Origin of the sequence: Campylobacter sp. 110 (assembly GCF_002383965.1) — a bacterium.
Taxonomy (GTDB): domain Bacteria; phylum Campylobacterota; class Campylobacteria; order Campylobacterales; family Campylobacteraceae; genus Campylobacter_D; species Campylobacter_D coli.
Genome location: NZ_NXBD01000043.1, coordinates 25,456 through 48,779, shown reverse-complemented (window position 1 = coordinate 48,779; position 23,324 = coordinate 25,456). Strand labels below are relative to the sequence as shown.

The window sequence follows — 23,324 nt, the reverse complement described above, 5'->3', positions numbered from 1 at the left end:
TTATAAACCTTGATTAGAAAAAATATAATTTCTTTCAAATATCAAAAAAATTATAGCATTTAAAATAAAAATACAGCAAATAAAAGCAAAAACAAGTTCTACACTAAAATGCGCTGTTATCAATCCTCCTCCAAAAGCACCGCAAAAATTTCCTAAAAACTGACAAGCTTGATTAAAGCCAAATACAAGGCTTAAATTTTTAGCACTAACACCTTTTTTAAGCAAAGCATTCACGCAAGGCAAAAGTCCTCCAAGACCTATTCCTATAAGCAATCTTACGAAAATAAGCGTATAAACATTACTTACTACAGCCTGCAAATAAAAGCAAATTCCACAAAATATCAAAGCTCCAAAAATAACCTTACTAGGCCCTATCTTATCGGCGATTTTTCCAAGTTTTGGTGCGAAAAAAAGATTGCTAATCCCACTTGCAGCCACTACTATACCCGCCCAAAGAGCCAAATTTCCACCTTGATGAATTTGCTCAACATAGATACTTAAAATCGGCATCACTCCAAAAGTACCAAATTGTATCACAAAAGTAGTGATAAAAAGAACGATAATAAGGGTTTTGTTTTCTTTCACTTTTTGAGTATTTTTCTTCGCCTCTTTTTGAATTTTTCTCTCATGGATGAAAAAATAAATCGTCACAAAAGAACAAGCGATTAAAAAAGCCACCATATCAAAAACCGTACTAATACTAAAAAATTCAGCCACAAAGCCACCAAACAAAGGCCCAAGCAAACTTCCACTTATAGAAGCCGTAGAAAGAGTTCCTAAAGCATAAGCCACTTTTTCTTTAGGTGCTATCACAGCGATAAACACAACAGCAGCAGAAGTAAAACCCGAAATTATCCCTGTTAAACCCCGCACAAAAACTACTTCTAAAGCACTATGAGCAAAGCTAAGCCATAAGGTTAAAACCGACATTCCAAAACTTGCACGAAGAAGCATATTTTTATAACCATACTTTGCACCCAAAAAAGCCCACAAAGGTGAAAAAACAGCCATTCCAAGCGGTGTGATTCCAAAAGCTAATCCTGAGTAAAATGCGATTTCGCTAGTGTTTGTATGTCCTAATTCTTTGATATATAAAGGCAAGATTGGAGCGATTTGACTAAGTCCCATACTTGTGGTAAAAACACCAAACCAACATACAAGCAAAGTTCTATTGAAATTTTCCATGGATTTATTGTATGATATTTTTTATAATTTTTAATTAAAACTCAAGGATAAAAATGAAAAAAATACTCTTTATATGCTTAGGCAATATATGTCGTTCGCCTATGGCAGAATTTATCATGAAAGATCTTGTCAAAAAAGCAAATTTAGAAAAAGAATTTTTTATAAGCAGTGCTGGAACTTCAGGAGAACATGATGGAGAAAATATGCACTATGGCACTCAAAATAAACTTAAAAGCTTAAATATAAAATATCAAAATTTTACAAGCAAAAAACTCACTCAAGCACTTTGTGATGAAAGTGATTTTTTAATTACTATGGATAATTCTAATTTTAAGAATGTTCAAAAAAATTATAAAAATACTCAAAATAAACTTTTAAAAATCACTGATTTTGCTTCTCATTTAGGATATGATGAAGTTCCTGATCCATGGTATAGTGGGAATTTTGATGAAACTTATCAAATCATTTCTTTAGCGTGTAAAAATCTTTTAAACCATCTACAAAAATAAATCATTTATCTTTACAATATTTAAATATATATCTTTCTAACATAGAGGAATTTCCAGAAATTCCTCCTTGGTGGATATAAAGCAAGGGATTTTTCCATTCTCTTTTTAAGGCTATGCTCAATCCTAGCATGTCATAAAGCAAGTCAAATTCTATTTGACATTCTTGTTTTAAATCTTTATAAAGCTGATAAAATTCTAGATAAGGTTTAGCAAAACGATATTTTTTATCACTTTTTAGAATTTCTAAATTCGAAAAATCATAATTTTTAATAAGATTTAAAATTTGATTTTTAAGGTAGCACTCATCTCCAACGCAAGCACAAGTAAAAACTTTAAATTTGGAATTTTTAGCTAAAAATGCAGCCGAAGTTCCCGTGCCTGAGGGTAGAAAAATATCAAAATATAAACCTAAAGTTTTACTTTGACTTTCTATTTCCTTGGCCAGTTGAATATAACCTAATTCGGCATTTAAATTAGCAACTCCTTGCTCTATAAAAATATCATCTTTTTCACACAAAGAAAGCGCAAATGTTTTTAAGTCTTTATTGCTGTGATTTTCGATAAAATAAACATTGTTTTCTAAGGCTAATTTATAATTTCCACAAGGATTATTTCTTAGATAGGTAGGAATCTTTTCACAAGCATAAACAAGAATCAAATTTCTTTTAGCCGCAAATATACTAAGTGCTACCAAAGCATTACCTTGAATGCCACCATAACTTATAAAGCGTTGACCTTGATCATAGTTTTGAGAAAGATAAAAAGCAAGTTTTCTAGCTTTGTTTCCATTGATTTCTCCTAGTAAATCATCACGCTTGATATAAAATTCAAATCCTTGAAATTGAATTTTTTCTATGGGAGAAACTAACATTTAAAATTCTTAACGAAATTCAAAAAACTTTTCAACATCTTTTAAAGCATTATCATTTTTAATACTGAATTTAATTTCTATGCGACGGCTTTTATCTTTATCCTCTACCCCATTAACAAGAACAGGATCAGAAAACGATCTACCACTTGCCATCAAAAGTTTTTGCAACCTTGTATCCTTATAAAAAGTATAGATAAAATTCATTACCTCATAAGCGCGTTTTTGAGATAAATCAAGATTATAAATATAAGATCCATCACTATCTGTATGTCCTTCGATGATGATATTTTCTATGTTAGATAAAATCTTTGGATCATTGATAATAGCATTAAAATACTCACTTAAAATTTTTCTTAAACTCGCCTTGGCTTCATTTTTAAGCGTGTAAGAATCTTTATCAAATAATACCTCAGAAGGTAGAGAAATGGATCCTGTTTTTTGATCTATGGTAATATTGCTATCAAGTTTAGCTTGCAATTCTTTGCTTAAATTCTCGCGAATCAAACTTAAATTTTGAACCTTTTCTTTTGCTTTATCAAAGCTTTCTTGCAAATTTCTAATTTCTTCATCTTTCTTTTCTAGCTGACCTAGCAAAATCAAAATTTGCTTATCTTTATTATCTATAGATGAATTCAGCTCTTTGCTTAATTGCTCATAATTAGTGATATTTGCTTCAAGTTCTGCTTTTTGAGAATTTATAAGATTTAAAGCACTTGAAGCATTGTTTAAATCAGAGCTTAATTTAAAAACAATAGCTTCTTTATTTCTAAGCTCTTCCTTACTTTCTTCTAAGCGTGCTTCTTGTTTGTTAAGATTGTCTTTAATTTCTCTTAGATCGCTTTGAGTTAAAACGTATTTAACCACAATAGCACCTATTAACAGGATAAAAACAAAAAGTAGCCCTGCCATCAAGTCAGCATAGGCTATCCAAAAATTACCTTCTTCTTGCTCATTTTTCATTTATCTTCTTTTTCTTCTTTATTAAAATTTTTATTAGAATCTAAAGTGTCGCTATCGTTTTGATTTTCTTTGGTTCGCTCTGTATTTTCGGCTGCTTTTTCATCTGAAAGAATTTCATTTTCTATATTATCTTGCTCTTCTTGAGCAGGATTAGGAATTTTACCTATTTTAGCCATCACTTCATTTGTTTCTTCATTTAAATTCTTGATTTCTTGCTTTAATTTATCCATCATTTTGATTTTCGCATCGATACTTTTTTCTTCCTCATAAACTTCTTTAAATTTATGCATACCCTCAAAAAGACTTGTCTTAAAGCCTTCAAAAACCTTTTCTTGACTTTCTAAAATGGCTTTTTCATATAATTCAAAATTTTTACCAAAACGATCTACTTTTTCATCAAAAGCAAGCAAGGTTTTATCAAAATGCTGAATTTTTTCACTACTGATATCAAGAAGGCGGTTATATTGTTCAGACATACGCATATTGATTTCTTTTAAATTTTGATTAAGCATTCCTATACCATTTAGCATTTCGCCATACATTTTTCCAAGATCTCTTTGATCTCTTTGTGCTCTACTTAACTCACCCATAGTTTGCTTAATATGCTCCCCACTCAATCTTATAGCTTTTTCTTCTACATTGAGCATATCTTGAAAAATTCCAAATTTTCTATCTATAGTATGATCAAGCTCTGCAAAAAAATCTTGATTGCTTACTTGTTTAAAAATAGCACTGATTTTTTCAAAATGTTGCAAGCTTTCACTCAAATATCTTTGATCAAGCTCTTCTTTTGTCCAAAAAAATCCACTTGTAGAATTTTTTTGACGATTTAACAAACGCTCGATCTTACTCTTTCCAAATTTTTCAAAAAACATCCACCAAAGAGCTAGAAAAATACCATAAATTGAAACATAAAAAGCAGTTCCTACACCACTTAGTAAAAGAGCAATCTCTTGCTCTAAAGCTGCTGTATCGCTAGAACTAAAATTAGGCATAGATAAGGCTATACTGATAAAAGTTCCTAAAATTCCCATCATAGGAAAAATAGCTGCACCAATACTAGCAAAGTTTTCATTCCTTGCACCCCTAACATAAGCATAAGCAAAATCATCAAAATTTGCATTAGATTTTGTATCCTTACCTATAGTAAGAAAATGCTTCATAATATGTCTTTTTAAGGCTTGTTTAAATTCATCTTTTTGTTGTTCAAAAATGCTGTATGCGTATTCAGAACTATGCCTTGCAAACACAAGGGCTGTGAAAAAAATAAAGCCTATCATAACAACAGTGTGCAATTCGACTTTAAAATTTATAATATCATAATAACCCAATAAAATAAAAACATAAAGTAAAGCGGGTATAAAAATAATTTTTAAATAAACCAAATATCCTTTTTTCTCTTTACTTTCTGGCAGAATGAGTTCTGAAATTTCATCCGATCTTATATCCATAACACTAATACCCCATTAGCTAAATTCTATTTTAAAGATTGTTATCAAGCAATTTAAAAAATCTTTAAAATAAAATTTGGAAGATTTAAGCCAAAGGCTTAATTTCTTCCTATACAATTTAAATCTTCAAAAGCAAGTTCTAAACGCTTTATCATACTTTCCTCACCGCTTCTTAGCCAAACACGCGGATCGTAGTATTTTTTATTAGGCTTATCTTCACCTTCTGGATTGCCAATTTGGCCTTGCAAATATGCACGGTTTTTTGCTTCATATTCGCGAACTCCGTCCCAAAATGCCCATTGAGTATCTGTATCGATATTCATTTTTACTACACCATAACTCACCGCATCTTTGATATCTTTTAATTCGCTTCCACTTCCACCATGGAAAACAAAATTGATCGGCTTATCAACTTCTAGGCCAAATTTTTCTTTTACAAATTTTTGTGAATTTTTAAGAATTTCAGGTTGTAAACTTACATTTCCTGGTTTATAAACTCCATGTACATTTCCAAAGCTGGCTGCTATTGAAAATTTATCGCTGATTTTCCCAAGTCTTTCATATGCAAGTGCTACATCTTCAGGCTGGGTATAAAGCTTAGAATTATCAATACCTGTATTATCCACTCCATCTTCTTCTCCCCCAGTGCAACCAAGTTCGAGTTCGAGTGAAATTCCCAAAGAATCAAGTTTTTTAAGATATGTTTCGCAAGTGCTTAGATTATCTTCTAAATCCTCTTCGCTAAGGTCAAGCATATGAGAGCTAAATAAAGCCTGTCCGTGAGTTTTTTTGTACTCAGCATTTGCTTCTATAAGTCCATCTATCCAAGGTAAAAGCTTTCTAGCAGCGTGATCTGTATGTAAAATCACTGGGATACCATAAGCCTTAGCAAGCAAATGCACATGCTTAGCCCCGCTAATCGCTCCTAATACATCACCTTGTGGACAATTTTTTCCTGCATAAAATTTCGCTCCTCCATTAGAAAATTGGATGATAACAGGAGAATTTACTTTTTTAGCAGCTTCTAAAACAGCATTGATCGAATCAGTTCCCACTACATTAACGGCAGGGATAGCAAAACCCTGTGCTTTAGCGTATTCATAAACTTTATTAAGCTCATCTCCGCTAACAACCCCTGCTTTTACGATGTCTAACAAGCCCATTATTTGTATTCCACTTTAGCATTGTTTAACAAATCTTGACCTTTTTGATTGATCACTTTTTTAAATTCTTCAAATTTCAAACCATTTTCAATACCTTTTTTAACATCATCAAATTTGATTTGTTCTTTTGCACGAGAATTTTCTTTTAAGATTACATGATAGCCAAAATTTGTTTTTACAGGAGTGGTTGTAATGGTGCCATTTTTAAGTGCAAATGCTGCGTCAGTGAATGGTTTTACCATTGTTGATTGATCAAACCAACCTAATTCTCCACCTTGATTTTTTGAACCTGGATCGATTGATTTTTCTTGAGCAAGCTGGCTGAATTTATCATCTAAAGCTTTACCTTTTAAACCTTTGAGTTCTTTAATGATATCTTTAGCTTCTTGTTCGCTAGATACTAAAATGTGCTTAGCTTGAACTGCAGCAGGTTTGATATATTTTTCTTTATTTTGTTCGTAAAATGCTTTAACTTTAGAAGAATCAACTTTAATAGAATTAAGAATTTTTTCTTGATAAACATTAACAAGTATGCTATCTTTTGCGCGTTCTAATTCTTTTTTATAAAGAGGATCTTTTTCTAAATTTTGTTTTTTAGCATCTTGTAGTATCAAATCTTGCATGATGTATTGTTGCAAAAGAGCCTTTTTTTGATGATCAGGCAAGCTTTTAAAATCCTCTCCTCTAAGCATCGGTGCAAAAAATTCACTCACTTCAGTATCGCTTATATTTTTACCATTTACAGTAGCTATAGTAGCTGCATTTAAATTTAAAGTTACACCTGCAATTAAAGCTGCGGCAATTAAAGAAACTTTTCTCATTTTAGACTTCCTTTTTTAATAAAATAGATTAAAATCAATTATATCTCAACTTGGTTTAAAGCTAATTAATTAAAATAAAAAAATGAAAAGAAATTCAGAAATCAAAGAACTTTTTTTAAAACATTTTGATAAGCCTACTACAGAATTAAAGTTTTCAAATCTCTATGAACTTTTAGTCTGTGTGATGCTTTCTGCACAATGCACCGATAAAAGGGTCAATCTCATCACCCCTGAGCTTTTTAAAGCTTATCCTGATATCACAAGTCTTGCAAATGCAAATTTATCAAGCCTTAAAACCTATATACAAAGCTGTTCTTTTTATAATAACAAAGCCCAAAATCTCATCAAAATGGCTCAATCAGTCCGTGAAAATTTCAACGCCGAAATTCCACTGGATGAAGAAAAATTAAAATCCTTAGCAGGAGTAGGACAAAAAACAGCCCATGTAGTTTTGATCGAATGGTGTGGTGCAAACTGCATGGCAGTAGATACTCATGTTTTTCGTGTTTCTCATCGCTTAGGACTTAGCAAGGCTAAGACTCCTGAAGCGACTGAAGAGGATTTAACACGCATATTTAAAGACAATCTTAACTATCTTCATCAAGCCATGGTGCTTTTTGGACGCTATACCTGCAAGGCTAAAAAACCTCTATGTAAAGAATGTTTTTTAAACCATCTTTGCAAAAGTAAAGACAAGGAACTTGAATGAAACTTATCATCTTTTTATTAGCATTTACACTTCATGTTTTTGCTTTAGAAGCTTATAAGCCCGATAAAGATTTTGCGCCTTATTTTAATCCTTTAAATTGCTCTGTTGTTTTGGATAAATTTTTTTATACCAATTGTTATGATTATAAACTCAAAGGCACTAAAGCCGTAGCCTATAAAGTCGAAGCGTCCAATCTAAAAGAAAAACAGATCAAAAAACGAGCTCGCTTTGAAGATGACACAAATATCCCTAAAAAATACCGCAGTACTTGGAGTGATTATAAAAATAGTGGTTATACCCGAGGACATATAGCCTCAAATGCTTCTTTTCGCTTTAGTAAAGCAGCACAAACATCGGTTTTTTTGATGAGTAATATCACTCCACAAAATGCACAAGTTAATGCAACGGTTTGGAATGAAATCGAACAAAGAGAAAGAAGTCTTGCTTTTAAATTCCAAAGCGTTGAAGTGCTAAATCTAATACTTTATGGTAAAAATCCTAAATTTATTAAAAATGGCATTGCTATACCGAGTTCTTATGTTAAGATTATCAAAACTTCTCGGTTTGAAGAATGTTATGAAGTACCCAATAACAATATCCAGAGCGAAGAAATCAATGATTATAAAATTTCTTGCAATAAATTCTAAAGGCTATGAATGGAAATCAGTGCTTTAACCATAACCATACTTTACATTATAGGAATTTCAGCAGAGGGTATGACAGGTGCCTTGGCTGCAGGCAGACATAAAATGGATCTTTTTGGAGTAATTTTCATAGCCTTAGTAACTGCCATAGGAGGTGGAAGCATACGCGATGTGCTTTTAGGTCATTATCCACTTACTTGGGTTAAACATCCTGAATATATTGTTTTAATTTGCCTTTGTGCTCTTATTGCCACTAAAATTCCACGCATTGTTAGCAGATTAGAAAGTTTATTTTTAACGCTTGATGCCATAGGACTTGTAGTCTTTAGCATACTTGGCGCACAAATTGCAATAGAACAAAACCATGGCTTTATCATCGCAATCTCTGCAGCAGTGATTACAGGTGTTTTTGGTGGAATTTTAAGAGATATTTTATGTATGAGAATTCCTTTAGTTTTCCAAAAAGAAATTTATGCAGGAATTGCAATCATAGCAGGGGCGATTTATTATACTTTAATGGTTTATCTTCAACTGCATGCTTTAATTTGCACGCTTGTAACGCTATTTGTAGGAGTTACAGCTAGGCTTTTAGCGATCAAATACCAATGGTCCTTACCCATTTTTTCTTATAATGAGGAAAAATAATGAATTGTATTTATAAAAATTTGCTAAGATAAAAAGAAGCGTGATAAAAGTTTAATTATGCTTTTTAAGGAAAATACTATGAATAAAGCAATACTACTTACCCTTATTTGTTTATTTTTTACAGCTTGTGAACAAACCAAAAGTGTAGAATACTACAAAGCTCATCCCGAAGAAGCCAAAAAAAGAAGTGATGAATGTCGTTTGAAATCTATCATCAGTCAAGATTGTGTAAATGCTCATAGCGTTGCTATCCCAAAAGAAGATTGGGATGAAGGCCATGATACACAAACAAGATAATTTTTATTTAAAGGCTATAAAGGTTTCAAAATTAACCCACTTAAAAACACTTTCTATTTTTTCAAATCCTGCATTCTTAAGCATATCTAAATTTTCTTTTTCACTATAAGGGATAAGAACATTTTCCAAAGCCTCCCTTTTGGCTGCAATTTCGATTTTAGAATAACCTTGTCTTTCTTTATAATCTGCATAAAGTTCTATCATATTTTTAGACAAAAAAGCATCTTCATAAAGAATTTTTTCACTCATGATAAAAATACCACCTTTGTTTAAATTCTTATAAATTTCATTAACAAGTTCTTGTCTTTTAGGCGGACGGATAAATTGCAAAGTATAATTAGCTACAAATACATCACTTTGAAAAAAAACAAAATCACACAAATTCGCTTCAAAAAATTCTATATTTAAGCCATAAGCTTGTGCTTTTGACTTGGCGATTTCAAGCATAGAAGGAGCATTATCCACGCCAAAAAGCTTAAGATCTTTTCTTAAGCTGGCTAAAAAAATTAAAAAATTCGCACTAGAACAACCCAAATCACAAACCTTTGCTCCCTCTTTAGTCAATTTTTTTATCAAATTTGCACAAAGTTCTAAATTTTCCCTATAAAAAGGCACAGAGCGATTAATCATATCATCAAAAACACTTGCGACACTCTTATCAAATTCAAATTGTTTGGTTAATTTTTCTTTAAAAAGTTCATCTTTCATTCTCTATCCTAAACACGCTTTAGCTTGATTTATATCTTTTGAAATTTGTTCTTTAAGTTGGGCAAGATCATTAAATTTTTGATTTTCTCTTAGAAATTCTACAAATTCAAGCTCTAAAACTTCCCCTATAGCCAAGCTTTCATCAAATTTTTCTATAATATGACTTTCTATGGCAAATTGCATATCGCTAGAGCGCACACCCACAAAACTTACACTCTTATAGCGTTTATCATGAAAACTCACGATGCTAGCATAAACGCCATTTTTAGGTAAAAAATATTCCTCGCATTCTAAATTTAAAGTTGCAAAAAGTTCTTTTGAGCCAAGTCCTTGACCCTTGATAAGCTTACCTTTGATTGCATAATTTCGCCCCAAGAAAGAATTTGCCTTTTTGATATCGCCTTGTGCTAAATACTCTTTAATCAAGCTTGCATGAACGCCCACTCCCTCTAATCTAAATTCATCTATAATCGTTGTTTTAATCCCACTAAGTGCTTCTATATCTTTTGCTTTATAACTTCTATTTTTTCCAAAAGAAAAATCAAAACCTACAACTATACGCTCTAAATTTACAAATTCCTCTTTTAAGGCTTGTAAAAAATCCTTACCATCTAAAGCCTTGATGCTTTCAAAATCAAGTTCTATGATCTCTTTTTGAGCTAAGAATGCTTTGTCTTGATTGGTGCAAAGTTTTTTACCCTTAAATTTATCGATAATCAAAAGAGCCCCAGAATCATCTAAGCATTCTATAAGCTTTTTATGCCCTAAATGAACTCCATCAAAACATCCTATGGCTAAGGTTTTAATATCATTTTTTAGTGTAGTAGTAAAAATATTCAATATTACCCTCTTTTCCTTTGATTTTAGACTCTTCACAACATTGCAAGATCCAACCTAAACGCGCACAAGCATTTTCAAATTCTCTCATAGCTTTAAGCACAGCCTTTTCATCTTTTAAAACACCTTTTTTATCTCTTTTTGCTTGCTTGCCAACTTCAAATTGAGGCTTAAAAAGCAAAACTATATCTTTTAAAGCTAAATTATCGATATACGAAAGCAAATGAGTTAAAGAAATAAAACTGACATCACAAGTAATAAAATCAAATTTTTGCTCGCTTTTAAAAGTTCTTAAATCCGTATTTTCAATAACTTCAATCCTTTTATCATCGCGTAAACTAGGATGGAGTTGATTATCACCCACATCTAAAGCACTTACTTTTAAAGCCTTGTGTTCTAATAAAATTTGCACAAAACCACCCGTACTTGAGCCTATATCAAGGCAGGTTTTATTTGCTATATTGATATTATGATTTTCTAAAAAATATTTGAGCTTAAAAGCCGCGCGAGAAACATAAAGCTCGCCTAAAAGCTCTAAATCTAATTCTTTAGAATTTAAAAGCTCTTCTTGATCTGCTATCTTATTTTTAAGCAGATTTTGCACATCAAAAGAAGCTTTATAAGGCTTGGAATTAAGTAAAATTTCTTCATTTTCTATCAATTCTAAAGCTTTATTTCTACTAAGATTTAAACGTTTTGCTACAAAAATATCATATCTCATTGAAGACTTTCATTTAAGGCTTTTTGCAATTCTTCTTTCTCTTTAGAAAACCACCAAATTCCTATTTCAAAGGCATTTTTATCCAAAAGTTCTTGCACTTGTTTTAAATTTTTAACTAGTCTATCTTTATCATTTTGAAGCATACTTAAATTTTGCTCTTTTAAAAAAGAAAGATTATTCATCATCAAAACAAGCTCTTTTTGATAAGCTTTTGGATTTTGGTTTTTATCCTCTACGATAAAAAATGAAGCTAGAGTTATAAAAAATGAAAAGACAAAAACATAAGTTTTCTTTTTTGCCTTAAAAGCAAAATTATAAAGATAGGCCACAAAAGAGCAAAAAATAAAAAAATTAATAAAATCAAAAATAAAATTTAAAACCCTAAACCAAAAAAGCCCCAAAGAATATAAAAAATACTCTTTTAAAGCATTTATAAGTGTTAAAATTTGAGAAATTAAATCAAAAATAAAAAACTTTGAGTTTTTATAATGAATGATGCTTTGATTAAAATCTTCAAGATTAAAACTTTGTATAGGATTTACCACCCCATTAAAAATCGCATATAACAAAGCTAAAATCAAACTTGATAAAATGATTATTCTAAAATCATTATAGGCATTATCTAAAAACTGCAACTGAAGTTTTTGCTTGAAAAAAAATAAAAATAAAGGCAAGAGCACAAACAAAAAAAATCCATCTTGTTTTTCATAACTGATCAAATTTAAAAACAAAGAAGCAAGTGCAAACAAGGCCATAAAAAAACTCAAGCTATAGATATAAAAATCTCCCGCACTCACACGATAAATCAAGCTATTTTTAATCATCGTTGCTTCTTTTATGATATTTTTTCTAAGCCTTAAAAAATAAAAAAATTCCAAAAAAAATGCTAAAAAAATAGGGATTAAAAAAAGCGAAACCCAAGCAAATTTTTGCCAAAAAAATAAAAATGTAAAAATACCAAATAAAACAAATAGCTGAATGTTATTTTTCAATAAGCTCATTGAATTCATTCTCATCAATACATTTTACACCCAACTCTTGAGCCTTGTCGAGTTTCGAGCCTGCTTCTTGACCAAAAAGCACATAATCAGTCTTTTTAGAAACTGATCCACTAACCTTGCCTCCAAGGCTTTCTATTAAATTTTTAAACTCATCTCTAGGGCGTGAAAGCGTGCCTGTGATCACGAAAGTCTTGCCAAAAATAACACTATCTTCTTGAATTTGTAGTTTTTGCTCTTTTAAATTTAAAAGCTTATAAAACTCATCAATTCTTGCACTATTTACACGAGAAAACTCACACAAAGAAAGAGCCATTTGCTCACCAAAACCTTCTAAATTTGCATAAGCTTCCAAACTTTGTTTATGCCATTCTTTACCAAAACTTAAAGCTAGCTTTTTAGCAGCCACTTCTCCAATATGCTCGATCCCCAAAGCAGTGATAAAACGAAAAAGCTCACAATCCCTTGCTTGTTCAATGGCATTTAAAATATTATTGATCTTTTTTTCTTTAAAACCTTCCAAGCCTTCAAAATCACTAAATTTGAGATGAAAAATACTCTCAAGGGTGGTTATTTTTTTCTCTTTAAATAAAAGTTCGACTATACTTTCTCCAAGCCCGTCGATATTTAAACATTTTTTAGAAACAAAATGAATGATAGAATTTACAAGCCTATCTTCACAATCAATATTTTGACATTTGATCAAAGTTCCCTCATCCAAAAGTTCGCTTTTGCAAGTAGGGCAAAACCGAGGTCTAGCTATATCAAGCTCTAAGCCATCCCTACGCTCTTTAAAAACTTTAGTGATTTTTGGTATCACATCACCACTTCTTATCACGCTTACAAAATCATTGATCTTTGCATCAAGTCTTGCAATTTCATCAAAATTATGAAGTGTGGCAGATTTTACGATAACCCCATCTAAATTTACAGGCTCTAAAACCGCCACAGGAGTGATAACCCCGCTTCTTCCAACCTGCAAATTTACCCCTATTAAACGCGTGGTTTTTTCCAAGGCTGGAAATTTAAAAGCTGCCATAAATTTTGGAAATTTCACAGTATGACCTAGCTCTTTGCAAAGCACAAGATCATCTACCCTTACTACCATTCCATCCATCATCATAGGCTTTTGATCTCTTAGGCTTAAAAGCTCGTTATAGGCTTTTAAAACCTCATCTAAATTTGCACAAAGCTTTACAAAATCATCTTTTAAAAAGCCAAGCTCTCTTATAAAACTCATAATCTCGCTGTGTTTACTAAATTCAAGTGAGTTTTGCCCCACTCCCCAAGGATAGAATTTCAAATTCCTTTCTCTTGTGATGCTTGTATCAAGTTGTCTTAAACTCCCACTTGCGGCATTGCGTGGATTGGCAAACAAGCTTTGGTTTAAACGGGCTCTTTTTTCATTGATTTTTTCAAAATCATCTTTTAAAATCACCACTTCACCGCGAATTTCTATCTTTTCTTTATAGTTTATAGTTTTTGGGATATTGTCGATTTCAAGCACATTAAGCGTGATATCCTCACCTATTTCCCCATCTCCTCTTGTCGCGCCGCTTACTAGTCTACCTTTATCATAAAGCAAATTTAAGCTTGCTCCATCAAATTTAGGCTCTATAAAAAAATTCTCTTCACATCTTGCACGCTTTGCCCATGCTCTAAGCTCACTCTCATCAAAAACATCTTCCATCGACCACATACGGCTTAAATGAGAAAGTTTTTTAAATTCGCTTTGTATAGTAGGGGCTATTTTTTGCGTAGGAGAATCAGGAGAAATTTCATTTTCATTTTGCTCTTCAAAAGCTCTTAATTCTCTAATCAAAGCATCGTATTCTGCATCACTTGCTAAAGGCTCATCCTTTTCATAATACGCCCTCATCCAAGAAGCAGCCAAGGCAACTTTTTCTAAGTACTCTTTTTTTGTCATATTTCGCATCTTTCGCTAAAAATTTTTTCATATATAGGTAAAAAAGATTGTCTAGGTGCGCATTTTATTTCAAAATTTTTTAAAGAATCTCGTGCTTTAATAGCATGCTCAATTTCACTTCCCTTCTGGCGGTTTTTATATGTTTGATAATTGTTACCATCTTTTATTACAAGATATAAATTAATAATATAATTTTTAAAAGCTATATTATTTTCTTTAAAAAGCCTCTTGAGCAAAGTAACACTATCTTCAAATTTTTGCACTATTTCCTGTTTTTCTATATTGCTTTGTTTTTGATTTTTAAATTCAACTAAAAAAATCTTATCAGCTTGACAAAACAATGCATCTACTTTTTTCACGCCTTTATTATCTTCTAAGCTTAAACTTAAATTTTCAAAATTTATAACCGTATTTTCTTTCAAACATAAATATTCATTATTAGTTTTATCATAACTAGTATTTTTTAGAGTATCCTCATATTGTTTATATTTATTTTTAAAAATATTAAAATCAGCCATTTTTAATATCCAGTTCATCAAAAGTTTGAAAAGGCTTATTAAGCTTTTCAAAAATTAATTCCATAGTTTTTTCATTATTTTCAACTTGTTCTATTTTAGACCCTAAACTTACATGAAAATTTACTCTTGCTTTATAGTGTATACTGTATTTATAAATAGCCTCGACAACATAAGGACTGTGAGTATTTATAAGTATAGGAATATTCTTGGTTGATAATTTAATAAGTATTTTAGCAAATAAAATTTGCCAAGTTGGATGTAAATGATTTTCTGGTTCATCAAAAATTAAAAAACCTTGAGGAGTAATACGATGATTGTTAATCAAAGTTTGCAAAATACCAAATTGTTTAATACCTGTCGCAACATTCTCTACAGAAATTTCCTTATTATTTCTATAAAATTTATAAGCTTCTTTATTGTTTTGTAAAAAATGGCCATTGATAATATCTACTATTTCTTCCTCAAGCTCTTTAAAATCCAAAGACTTTTTTAATGGTCTTTGCAACCCTATTTTTTGATATAAATCCCAAAGCAAATATGGATAAGAAAGCTCATATCCTCCACCATAAATTCTAGCATTATCGTTCACAAGACGCGCTTTTGTAAAAAACTCAAACAAATCCCAAACCAAAGGGCTTTGTATAAAAGTACAATCGACATAATCTTGACCCTTGCTTTTAAAACTAGCACATCTATTTCTTTCAATGCAAGCCTCATAAATAATATTTTGGCCTTTGCTTAATATTATCCTCCCGTTATCCTTTAACTCTCCATTAAATATTAAATCTATAAGCTTATCAAAAGCTCTTTCTTTTATCCAAATTTTATTAGATTTTTTTGTTTTCCACTCGCTCATATTATGTGTTTTAATTAAGGCCATTAAAATTTTACCCACAGTGCTTTTACCTGTATCATTTTCACCTGCTATAACACTTAAACCTTCTAAATTAATATTTGCCTCTTTTATAATTCCAATATTTTCTAAGTATAATTTTTTATTCATTATTAAACTCCTATGCTTTGCATCGCATTTGCCATTGCAAAAAGCTGTTTATGCTCGTATAAATCATGTACCCTTATAATACTTGCACCATTTTCAAAAGCCTTTAAATGCAAATACAAAGTCCCCGCTAAGCGATCTTTAACTTCACTTTCATAATATGCATTGATCACGCTTTTACGACTTGCTCCTACAAGCAAGAGCTTTTTAAATTGCAAAAAATGTTCTAAATGCTTGATTAAAATCATATTATGTTCTGCACTTTTACCAAAGCCAATTCCCACATCTAAAATGCTTTCTTTCACTCCTAAAGTATCTAAAATTTCAAGTTTTTCTTTAAAAAAACTACTCATTTCATCAAGTAAATCATCATACCTTGGATCATCTTGCATGGTTAAAGGATCATTTTGCATATGCATAAGGCAGTATTTTGCATTGTATTTGCTTGCAAGTTTAGCTAAATTAAGATTTCTTAAACTGCTAATATCATTGATAAATTTAAAGCCCTTGTTTAAAGCGTATTCTAAGCAATATTCATCAAAACTATCCAAACTAAAAATAGCTTTTTCATAATAATTTTTATCATAAATTAAATCCAGCACATTTTTAAGTCTTCTAAACTCTTCTTCCTTGCCACAATACACGCTTTTTGGCCTAGAGCTTACCGCTCCTATATCAATATACTCGGGATTTAAGGCCAAAATTTCATTTAATCTTTCTTCAAAATCTTTATAACTCACCCTAGAATCAGCATTGAAACTATCTTCATTGACATTTATAACTGCCATCAGCTCTGCTTGCTTTGGTTTTGAAAAATCATTTTCTAAAAATCTAGCTAAATTTTTAAGTCCAAAATCTTGAAGTTTTTCTTTGTTTATAAGTTTGTGAATTTGCTCTTTTGTAGCCATTAAAAGCGCATTAGAATATGTGATTTTAGCAGTGATAACTTCCTTGTGTGTTATCAGCTCAGCTCCCACTCTTAAGGCGTCTTGTTTTAAAATATTTGCCGCAGGAGTAGTTATATCTTTAATCAAAATAAAATAAATTTGAGTTTTTTCACTCATAATTTTTTGCCCCATTTTATGAGGATTTATAAAAGAGCAAAGTAAGCTAAAATCAGTGTTTGGATTGATTTTAAAAAATTTCATTTTTCATTCTTTGTATAATAATTTAATAAAAGCGTAGCCAGTATCAAAGAGCTTTTGGAATTTAATTTCGCAAGCTCATAACTTTCATAAAAAAATTCAAGTTCATCGGCATTAAAATCTTTAAATTTAACACTTTCTTCTGCAATCAGTGCAATTTTTTCCATTAATTCTGCTTTATCTAAATTTTCATTTTCTTGTAAAAACTCAAACAAAGTCTTTAAATCCATTTTATTAAGTTCTAAATTTAAAGTATTTTTAGCCTTTATTTTGTTGCGTTTTTCACAGATAAGACGCGATTTTATAGTAGGCAAAAGTAAATTTTTAGAAGGAACTACGATAAGAAATTTAATATTTTTTGGTGGCTCTTCAAGAAGCTTGAGTAAAAAATTTTGAGCTTCTATCCTAAAAGAATTCGCCATTAAAACAATGATTTTTTCACTTGTTTCTGCAATATAACTTTCCTTTTCAACCACTTTGGCATCATCGATTAAAAACTCACTTGCAACTTCTTTGGGTATGAAGCGCAAAGAATTAGGATGAAATTGTTTTAAAAGTTCGGCTTTAATACCGTCAAAATCATCGGTGATGATAATTTTACTTACAAACACTAAAGACTCACTTTGGAAAATAAAATCGCATCCAAACTCGTATCAAAAAGTTTATAAAGAGTGATGAGCTTGACATCTAAATCTTTATCTTTGGAATTTAAATAAAAACTATCTTGCAATTGCTCATCAAAAAGCCATAAAAGACTATCGTCGCGTGATTTAGCGATTAATGACTTCTTATCGCTTGCACTTCCTATATAAAAATAAATAAAGCCATTAGGAAACGAAATATCAAGTAAATCATTAAGTAAGGCTATATCTTCGATATTTTGTATCTTTTTTTTACATAGTGATTTTAAAGACACAAAAGGAAGCATGGGGCGAGTAGTTTTGGAATTTATATTTGCTAAAAAGTATTCTTCATACCAAGCTCTTTGCTCATCACACATCAAAACAAAGGTTCGCCCCTCTAAAAGGTATCTTAATCTTGCGGCCATTAAAGGAGCCCATTCTAAACGACGAGACTCCATCCAAGCCATAAATGTTCCGCCATTGCGGATATTTTCAAGTGTAAAACTTAAAAAATCGCTCATTTATTTATCAAGTCCATAGCACTCATGCAAGGCTCTTACCGCAAGCTCGCCATATTTTTCATGTACAATCATTGAAATTTTAATCTCGCTTGTAGAAATCATACCTATATTAATACCCTCATCCGCCAAAGCTTTAAAGGCTTTGCTTGCTACACCCGAATGTGATTTCATACCCACGCCCACTATAGAAACCTTAACCACAGCACTATCACTTTCTATAGTTGTCTTAGAACCTAAAATTTTCTGCATAGCATTTTTTGCCAAATCAAGCTCGTTTTGAGGCACGGTAAATCCTAAATTTGTAGCTCCATCTACCCCAACATTTTGTATGATCATATCTACATTGATATTTTCATCCGCTAAAACAGAAAAAATTTCAGCTGCAATCCCTGGTTTATCTTCTATATTTCTTAAAGTTACTCTTGCTTGATTTCTATCTAAAGCAATACCGCTAACTAAAGCTTGTTCCATTCCATCTTCTTTTGTTATCATTGTACCCTCATTATCATTAAAACTACTTCTAGTAACTAATTTTACATTTAATTTTTTTGCAAGTTCAACCGAGCGATTTTGTAAAACCTTAGCCCCCAAACTAGCAAGCTCAAGCATTTCTTCATAAGAAATTTTATCAAGTTTTTTTGCCTTTGGTTCAATCCTTGGATCTGTAGTATAAACTCCATCCACATCGGTATAAATTTCACATAAATCCGCCTTAAGAGCTCCTGCAACAGCAACCGCACTCAAATCACTTCCGCCACGCCCTAAAGTTGTAACATCACCCTCTTTATCAACTCCTTGAAAGCCTGCTACAACAACTATCTTTCCTTCATTTAAAGCCTTGGTGATTGCTTGAGTGTCGATATAAGAAATTCTAGCCTTTGTAGAAACGCTATCTGTAATAATTCCTGCCTTTCTTCCTGAAAAAGCAAGAGAAGGATATCCCCTTTCATTTAACGCAATAGACAATAAAGCACTCGTTACGCGCTCACCACTACTTAAAAGCATATCCATATCTTTGCCATTAGGATTTTTGCTAAAATATTCTGCTTGCTCTATTAAAGTATTTGTAACTCCGCTCATCGCTGAAACTACAACCACAAGTTGATGTCCCTCTTTTGCACTTTTTATGACACGCTCTGCTACTGCATCAATGCGTTCTAAAGTGCCGACACTTGTTCCGCCATATTTTTGAACTATAAGCATTAAATATAACCTTTCTCTTCAAAATATTTAATAACTTTAACATAAATATTTCTTTTGAAATGATTTATGATTTCAAACACTTGTTTTACTCCGACAAATTGATAAGCATCAAATTCAGGATGTTTTGTATTAATATTGATTTTAGCGCCATGTTTTAATCGTACTAAAAAATATTTTTGGCTTTGTCCATCATAAGGATACATTTTTTTAGCAACCTTTTCTGGAAAGTCATAACTCAACCATTCAGGATGCTCAGCTATGATTTCCACTTCGTCTGTGCCAATCTCTTCTTTAAGCTCTCTTAATACAGCACTTTTAGGGTCTTCTCCCTCATCGATACCACCTTGTGGAAACTGCCAAATATTATCCATATCGCTTCTTTTAGCTATAAAAAGCTTACACTCAAAAGGATAAGCGCTTGATAAAACAATAGCAGCGACATTGGGTCTATATTTTTTTTCTTTTTCCACTTTTTTCCTTCAATTTTAAGCTTATAATTTTAACCTAAATGAAATCAAAATTTCATTAAAATAAGAAAATAACATTATAAATTTTAAGGTTTTTATGCATTTATATATTCATATCCCTTTTTGCGAAAGCAAATGCCATTATTGTGCTTTTACGAGTCTAAAAAAACATGATTATGAAAATAGGTATTTTGAGGCTTTATATAAAGATATTTCCTTTCATTTGCAAAAATTAAATATTAAAAAAAATAGTATTAAAACCCTCTTTATAGGAGGAGGCACCCCAAGTGCTGTTAGTGCAAAAAATTTTGAAATGATCTTAACACTTATAGAACCTTTTTTAAGTAAAAATATAGAATTTTCAAGCGAGGCTAATCCCAATTCAGCCGATATAGAATGGCTTAAAACAATGAAAAATTTAGGGCTTAATCGCATCTCTTTTGGGGCGCAAAGTTTTCATACTAAAAAGCTAGAATTTTTAGGAAGAATTCACGATCAAAAAATGATTTTTAAAGCCTTAGAAAATGTGAACAAATTGGGATTTAAAAAGATTAATTTAGATCTGATTTATGATACAAAATTAGACGATAAAAAAATGCTTGAATTTGAACTTAAACAATTAAAACAAATTAAAAATTTAATCACTCATCTAAGTGCTTATAATCTCACCATAGAACCACTCAGTGCTTTTGCAAAAAAGGATCATTTTAAAAAAAACGCACCCTATTTAATGAAATTTTTCATCCAAGAACTTCAAAAGCTCGGATTTTTACAATACGAAATCAGCAATTTCGCCAAAAATAAAACCCAAATTTGCAAACACAATTTAGCTTATTGGAAGGGTTTGGATTATTTAGGCTGTGGTTTGAGTGCAGTGAGTTCTTATAAAAATGAGCGTTTTTATACGGCTAAAAATTTAAAAGCCTATCTTCAAAACCCTATATTTAGAGATGTTGAAAAACTAAATCAAGAAGATTTGAATTTGGAACATTTATTTTTAGGACTAAGAAGTATAGTGGGTATTAAAGAATGCAAATTAAGTAAAATTCAAAAAGAAAAGGCTAATTTGCTTGTAAGAGAAAAAAAGCTCAAATTTGAAAAAGGGCGTTATTATAATCTTAATTTTTTAATTAGCGATGAGCTTGCCTTATATCTCTCATCTTAAATTCAACTTTTTTAAGTAAAATGTTCCTTTTATAAAATTTCAAATTTTTAAGAGTATTATTTATGAGTTTTGGTGAAATTATTGTAATTTTAATAGTAGCAATTTTAGTTTTAGGGCCTGATAAACTTCCTGAAGCCATAGTGCAAATAGCAAAAATTTTAAAGGCTTTAAAACGCAATATCGATGATGCAAAATCAAGCATAGAAAAAGAAATTCGTATCAATGATTTAAAGGAAGAAGCTAAAAAATACAAAGATGAATTTTCAAGTGCAAATGAAAACATCCGTAAAAAACTTAGTTTTGAAGAATTTGATGATTTAAAAAGAGATATTTTGGATAAAACTAAAGTGGATTTGACTTTTGATAGCAGAGAAAATTCCACCCCTAGCCCAAACGAACAAAATCCAAATGAAAATCAAAAACCCAAACTCAATCCATTTGAAAATCAAGAAAAAGTAGAAAAATAAATGTTTGAAGAATTAAGACCGCATTTAATAGAACTTAGAAAGCGTCTTTTTATTAGCGTTGCTTGCGTGATTGTAATGTTTATAGTATGTTTTGCTTTTCGTAGCTATATCTTAGATGTATTAAAAGCACCTCTTATTCAAGCTTTACCCGAAGTAGCTAAACATGTCAATGTTATCGAAGTTCAAGAGGCTTTATTTACAGCTATGAAGGTAAGCTTTTTTGCTGCTTTTATCTTTTCTTTACCTGTTATTTTTTGGCAGTTTTGGAAATTTGTAGCTCCAGGTCTTTATGATAATGAAAAGCGTCTTGTAGTACCTTTTGTAAGCTTTGCAAGCATTATGTTTGCTTTAGGGGCTTGCTTTTGTTATTTTATTGTAGTGCCTTTGGCTTTTAAATTTTTAATCAATTTTGGTTTAAGTGAAGATTTTAATCCTGTAATCACCATAGGAACTTATGTGGACTTTTTTACAAAAATAGTCGTTGCTTTTGGTTTAGCTTTTGAAATGCCTGTTATAGCATTTTTCTTTGCTAAAATTGGACTTATTGATGATAGTTTTTTAAAACGCCATTTTCGCATAGCTGTTTTAGTTATTTTTGTTTTTTCAGCCTTTATGACTCCACCTGATGTCTTATCTCAATTTTTAATGGCTGGACCACTTTGCGGACTTTATGGACTTTCTATTTTAATTGTTCAAAAAGTAAATCCTGCTCCAAAAGATGAAGAAAAAGAAGAAAGCGATAAATGAAAGATTTACTTCTTTCAAGCTATGATTATACCTTACCCAATGAACTTATAGCTACTTATCCTGTGCATCCTAAAGAAGATGCTAAACTCTTAGTTTTTGAGCGAAAAAATAATCAAATTTCTCATACTACTTTTAAAAATTTACAAGATTTTTTACCCGATTGTGCTCTCTTTTTTAATGATACTAAGGTGATTAAAGCAAGAATTTATGGAAATAAATCAAGTGGTGGAAAAATAGAACTTTTCTTACATCAACCCTGTTTAGATTCGCAAGATTCGCTTTTTTTAGCACAAATTAAAGGGTGTGTTAAAAAAGATGAAATTTTATCTTTTGAACAAAATTTAAAAGTCAAGGTTATAGAACTTTTAGATGATGGCTTACGCAAGGTGCAATTTTTTCAAAATGATGAAGTTCTAAATACCTTCAAGCTTTATGAACTCCTTGATACAATAGGACATATACCTTTACCCCCTTACATCAAAAGAAGTGATGAAAAAAGTGATTTAGAAGATTATCAAAGTATTTTTGCTAAAAATTTAGGGGCAGTAGCAGCTCCTACGGCTAGCTTACATTTTAGTGAAAATATGCTTGAGAATTTAAAAAAAAGACATGAAATTTATCATTTAACTTTGCATGTTGGTGCAGGAACTTTTAAAAGTGTAGAATGCGAAAATTTAGAAAATCACAAAATGCATAGTGAATTTTTTGATATTCCTAGAAAAGCATGTGAAGCGATTGATTCTCAAAAAAAGATTTTAGGCGTAGGCACTACAGTAACAAGGACTATAGAATACTACGCAAGAACCAAACAAAACCAAGGCTTTTGCGATCTTTTTTTGCATCCTCACAACCCGCCCTTAAGACAGGACTATCTTTTAACTAATTTTCATCTACCAAAATCAACTCTGATTATGTTGGTTTCAGCATTTATAGGCAGGCAAAATTGTCTTAAGCTTTATGATATTGCCATAAAAGAAAAATATCGTTTTTACTCTTATGGCGATGCTATGCTTATTTTATAA

General features: G+C 31.1%; 27 protein-coding genes. 9 read left to right on the top strand and 18 right to left on the bottom strand.

Features of this window, described 5'->3' with window-relative positions; translation table 11 throughout:
* Nucleotides 1–1,185, bottom strand: coding sequence for an MFS transporter (locus tag BGS43_RS06380; RefSeq protein WP_025399125.1), 1,185 nt, complete (start codon nucleotides 1,183–1,185; stop codon nucleotides 1–3).
* 53 nt (nucleotides 1,186–1,238) lie between these two features.
* Here BGS43_RS06380 and BGS43_RS06375 point away from each other — a divergent pair, with 53 nt between their 5' ends.
* Entirely contained in the window at nucleotides 1,239–1,694 is a 456-nt protein-coding gene (locus BGS43_RS06375; RefSeq protein ID WP_002825176.1) for a low molecular weight protein-tyrosine-phosphatase, read from the top strand.
* 1 nt (nucleotide 1,695) lies between these two features.
* Here BGS43_RS06375 and BGS43_RS06370 read toward each other — a convergent pair whose 3' ends face one another.
* The 5 genes from BGS43_RS06370 to BGS43_RS06350 all read right to left on the bottom strand — a co-directional run bounded on the left by BGS43_RS06370 (nucleotide 1,696) and on the right by BGS43_RS06350 (nucleotide 6,960).
* Nucleotides 1,696–2,565, bottom strand: coding sequence for a 1-aminocyclopropane-1-carboxylate deaminase/D-cysteine desulfhydrase (locus tag BGS43_RS06370; RefSeq protein ID WP_002777542.1), 870 nt, complete (start codon nucleotides 2,563–2,565; stop codon nucleotides 1,696–1,698).
* A 9-nt stretch (nucleotides 2,566–2,574) separates the two neighbouring features.
* Nucleotides 2,575–3,525 carry an OmpA family protein gene (locus BGS43_RS06365; RefSeq protein WP_002777545.1) on the bottom strand — a complete coding sequence of 317 codons (951 nt, stop codon included), beginning with the start codon at nucleotides 3,523–3,525 and terminating at the stop codon, nucleotides 2,575–2,577.
* Nucleotides 3,522–4,976: a MotA/TolQ/ExbB proton channel family protein gene (locus BGS43_RS06360; protein WP_002777547.1), complete on the bottom strand. Its 1,455-nt coding sequence runs from the start codon at nucleotides 4,974–4,976 to the stop codon at nucleotides 3,522–3,524. Before BGS43_RS06360 ends, BGS43_RS06365 begins: the two co-directional genes overlap by 4 nt.
* Nucleotides 4,977–5,074: 98 nt before the next feature.
* Complete coding sequence (gene fbaA / locus BGS43_RS06355) at nucleotides 5,075–6,139, bottom strand: class II fructose-bisphosphate aldolase (RefSeq protein WP_025399127.1); 1,065 nt, start codon at nucleotides 6,137–6,139, stop codon at nucleotides 5,075–5,077.
* Complete coding sequence (locus BGS43_RS06350; protein WP_002777551.1) at nucleotides 6,139–6,960, bottom strand: peptidylprolyl isomerase; 822 nt, start codon at nucleotides 6,958–6,960, stop codon at nucleotides 6,139–6,141. The genes fbaA and BGS43_RS06350 overlap by 1 nt, the downstream gene beginning before the upstream one ends.
* Before the next feature lie 82 nt (nucleotides 6,961–7,042).
* Here BGS43_RS06350 and nth point away from each other — a divergent pair, with 82 nt between their 5' ends.
* The 4 genes from nth (at nucleotide 7,043) to BGS43_RS06330 (ending at nucleotide 9,255) form a co-directional block, all read left to right on the top strand.
* Nucleotides 7,043–7,669, top strand: coding sequence for an endonuclease III (gene nth / locus BGS43_RS06345; RefSeq protein WP_002777553.1), 627 nt, complete (start codon nucleotides 7,043–7,045; stop codon nucleotides 7,667–7,669).
* Nucleotides 7,666–8,316 (top strand): DNA/RNA non-specific endonuclease, encoded by a 651-nt coding sequence (locus BGS43_RS06340; RefSeq protein ID WP_002780169.1) that lies wholly within the window; start codon nucleotides 7,666–7,668, stop codon nucleotides 8,314–8,316. Before nth ends, BGS43_RS06340 begins: the two co-directional genes overlap by 4 nt.
* A gap of 9 nt (nucleotides 8,317–8,325) precedes the next feature.
* On the top strand, nucleotides 8,326–8,958 hold the full coding sequence (locus BGS43_RS06335; RefSeq protein WP_002786121.1) for a trimeric intracellular cation channel family protein: 633 nt from the start codon (nucleotides 8,326–8,328) through the stop codon (nucleotides 8,956–8,958).
* A 78-nt stretch (nucleotides 8,959–9,036) separates the two neighbouring features.
* The gene (locus BGS43_RS06330; protein ID WP_002780165.1) at nucleotides 9,037–9,255 is read left to right on the top strand and encodes an EexN family lipoprotein; all 219 of its coding nucleotides are present in this window, start codon (nucleotides 9,037–9,039) and stop codon (nucleotides 9,253–9,255) included.
* 3 nt (nucleotides 9,256–9,258) lie between these two features.
* On the opposite strand, the gene cmoA is transcribed toward BGS43_RS06330, so the two are convergent.
* Genes cmoA through BGS43_RS06270 form a run of 12 tightly spaced genes read right to left on the bottom strand, consistent with a single transcriptional unit; the run spans nucleotide 9,259 to nucleotide 19,926 of the window.
* Nucleotides 9,259–9,963, bottom strand: a complete 705-nt coding sequence (cmoA, locus tag BGS43_RS06325; protein WP_052777859.1) for a carboxy-S-adenosyl-L-methionine synthase CmoA — start codon at nucleotides 9,961–9,963, stop codon at nucleotides 9,259–9,261.
* Between the two features lie 3 nt (nucleotides 9,964–9,966).
* Nucleotides 9,967–10,803: a bifunctional riboflavin kinase/FAD synthetase gene (locus tag BGS43_RS06320; protein WP_002831303.1), complete on the bottom strand. Its 837-nt coding sequence runs from the start codon at nucleotides 10,801–10,803 to the stop codon at nucleotides 9,967–9,969.
* Nucleotides 10,772–11,521: a 23S rRNA (cytidine-2'-O)-methyltransferase TlyA gene (gene tlyA, locus BGS43_RS06315; RefSeq protein WP_096569226.1), complete on the bottom strand. Its 750-nt coding sequence runs from the start codon at nucleotides 11,519–11,521 to the stop codon at nucleotides 10,772–10,774. Before tlyA ends, BGS43_RS06320 begins: the two co-directional genes overlap by 32 nt.
* Nucleotides 11,518–12,522, bottom strand: a complete 1,005-nt coding sequence (locus BGS43_RS06310; protein WP_057044930.1) for a hypothetical protein — start codon at nucleotides 12,520–12,522, stop codon at nucleotides 11,518–11,520. Before BGS43_RS06310 ends, tlyA begins: the two co-directional genes overlap by 4 nt.
* The gene (gene ligA / locus BGS43_RS06305; RefSeq protein ID WP_058001408.1) at nucleotides 12,503–14,446 is read right to left on the bottom strand and encodes an NAD-dependent DNA ligase LigA; all 1,944 of its coding nucleotides are present in this window, start codon (nucleotides 14,444–14,446) and stop codon (nucleotides 12,503–12,505) included. The genes BGS43_RS06310 and ligA overlap by 20 nt, the downstream gene beginning before the upstream one ends.
* Complete coding sequence (locus BGS43_RS06300) at nucleotides 14,443–14,964, bottom strand: hypothetical protein (RefSeq protein ID WP_171824164.1); 522 nt, start codon at nucleotides 14,962–14,964, stop codon at nucleotides 14,443–14,445. Before BGS43_RS06300 ends, ligA begins: the two co-directional genes overlap by 4 nt.
* Nucleotides 14,957–15,967: an AAA family ATPase gene (locus BGS43_RS06295; protein WP_052784381.1), complete on the bottom strand. Its 1,011-nt coding sequence runs from the start codon at nucleotides 15,965–15,967 to the stop codon at nucleotides 14,957–14,959. The genes BGS43_RS06300 and BGS43_RS06295 overlap by 8 nt, the downstream gene beginning before the upstream one ends.
* 2 nt (nucleotides 15,968–15,969) lie before the next feature.
* A complete protein-coding gene (folP, locus tag BGS43_RS06290; RefSeq protein WP_096569223.1) occupies nucleotides 15,970–17,112 on the bottom strand; it encodes a dihydropteroate synthase in 1,143 nt (380 codons plus the stop codon).
* Nucleotides 17,109–17,720: a DNA polymerase III subunit delta' gene (locus BGS43_RS06285; protein ID WP_057032758.1), complete on the bottom strand. Its 612-nt coding sequence runs from the start codon at nucleotides 17,718–17,720 to the stop codon at nucleotides 17,109–17,111. Before BGS43_RS06285 ends, folP begins: the two co-directional genes overlap by 4 nt.
* On the bottom strand, nucleotides 17,720–18,253 hold the full coding sequence (locus tag BGS43_RS06280; RefSeq protein WP_002777585.1) for a HobA family DNA replication regulator: 534 nt from the start codon (nucleotides 18,251–18,253) through the stop codon (nucleotides 17,720–17,722). The genes BGS43_RS06285 and BGS43_RS06280 overlap by 1 nt, the downstream gene beginning before the upstream one ends.
* Nucleotides 18,254–19,456, bottom strand: coding sequence for an aspartate kinase (locus tag BGS43_RS06275; protein ID WP_002777587.1), 1,203 nt, complete (start codon nucleotides 19,454–19,456; stop codon nucleotides 18,254–18,256). It lies immediately after the preceding gene.
* A complete protein-coding gene (locus BGS43_RS06270; RefSeq protein ID WP_002777589.1) occupies nucleotides 19,456–19,926 on the bottom strand; it encodes an RNA pyrophosphohydrolase in 471 nt (156 codons plus the stop codon). The genes BGS43_RS06275 and BGS43_RS06270 overlap by 1 nt, the downstream gene beginning before the upstream one ends.
* Nucleotides 19,927–20,020: 94 nt before the next feature.
* Between BGS43_RS06270 and hemW the strand changes: the two genes are divergently transcribed.
* The 4 genes from hemW to queA all read left to right on the top strand — a co-directional run bounded on the left by hemW (nucleotide 20,021) and on the right by queA (nucleotide 23,324).
* A complete protein-coding gene (gene hemW, locus BGS43_RS06265) occupies nucleotides 20,021–21,088 on the top strand; it encodes a radical SAM family heme chaperone HemW (RefSeq protein ID WP_002825190.1) in 1,068 nt (355 codons plus the stop codon).
* A 62-nt stretch (nucleotides 21,089–21,150) separates the two neighbouring features.
* Entirely contained in the window at nucleotides 21,151–21,555 is a 405-nt protein-coding gene (tatB, locus tag BGS43_RS06260; protein WP_002825192.1) for a Sec-independent protein translocase protein TatB, read from the top strand.
* Entirely contained in the window at nucleotides 21,556–22,302 is a 747-nt protein-coding gene (gene tatC / locus BGS43_RS06255; protein WP_025399137.1) for a twin-arginine translocase subunit TatC, read from the top strand.
* Nucleotides 22,299–23,324 (top strand): tRNA preQ1(34) S-adenosylmethionine ribosyltransferase-isomerase QueA, encoded by a 1,026-nt coding sequence (gene queA / locus BGS43_RS06250; RefSeq protein WP_096569220.1) that lies wholly within the window; start codon nucleotides 22,299–22,301, stop codon nucleotides 23,322–23,324. Before tatC ends, queA begins: the two co-directional genes overlap by 4 nt.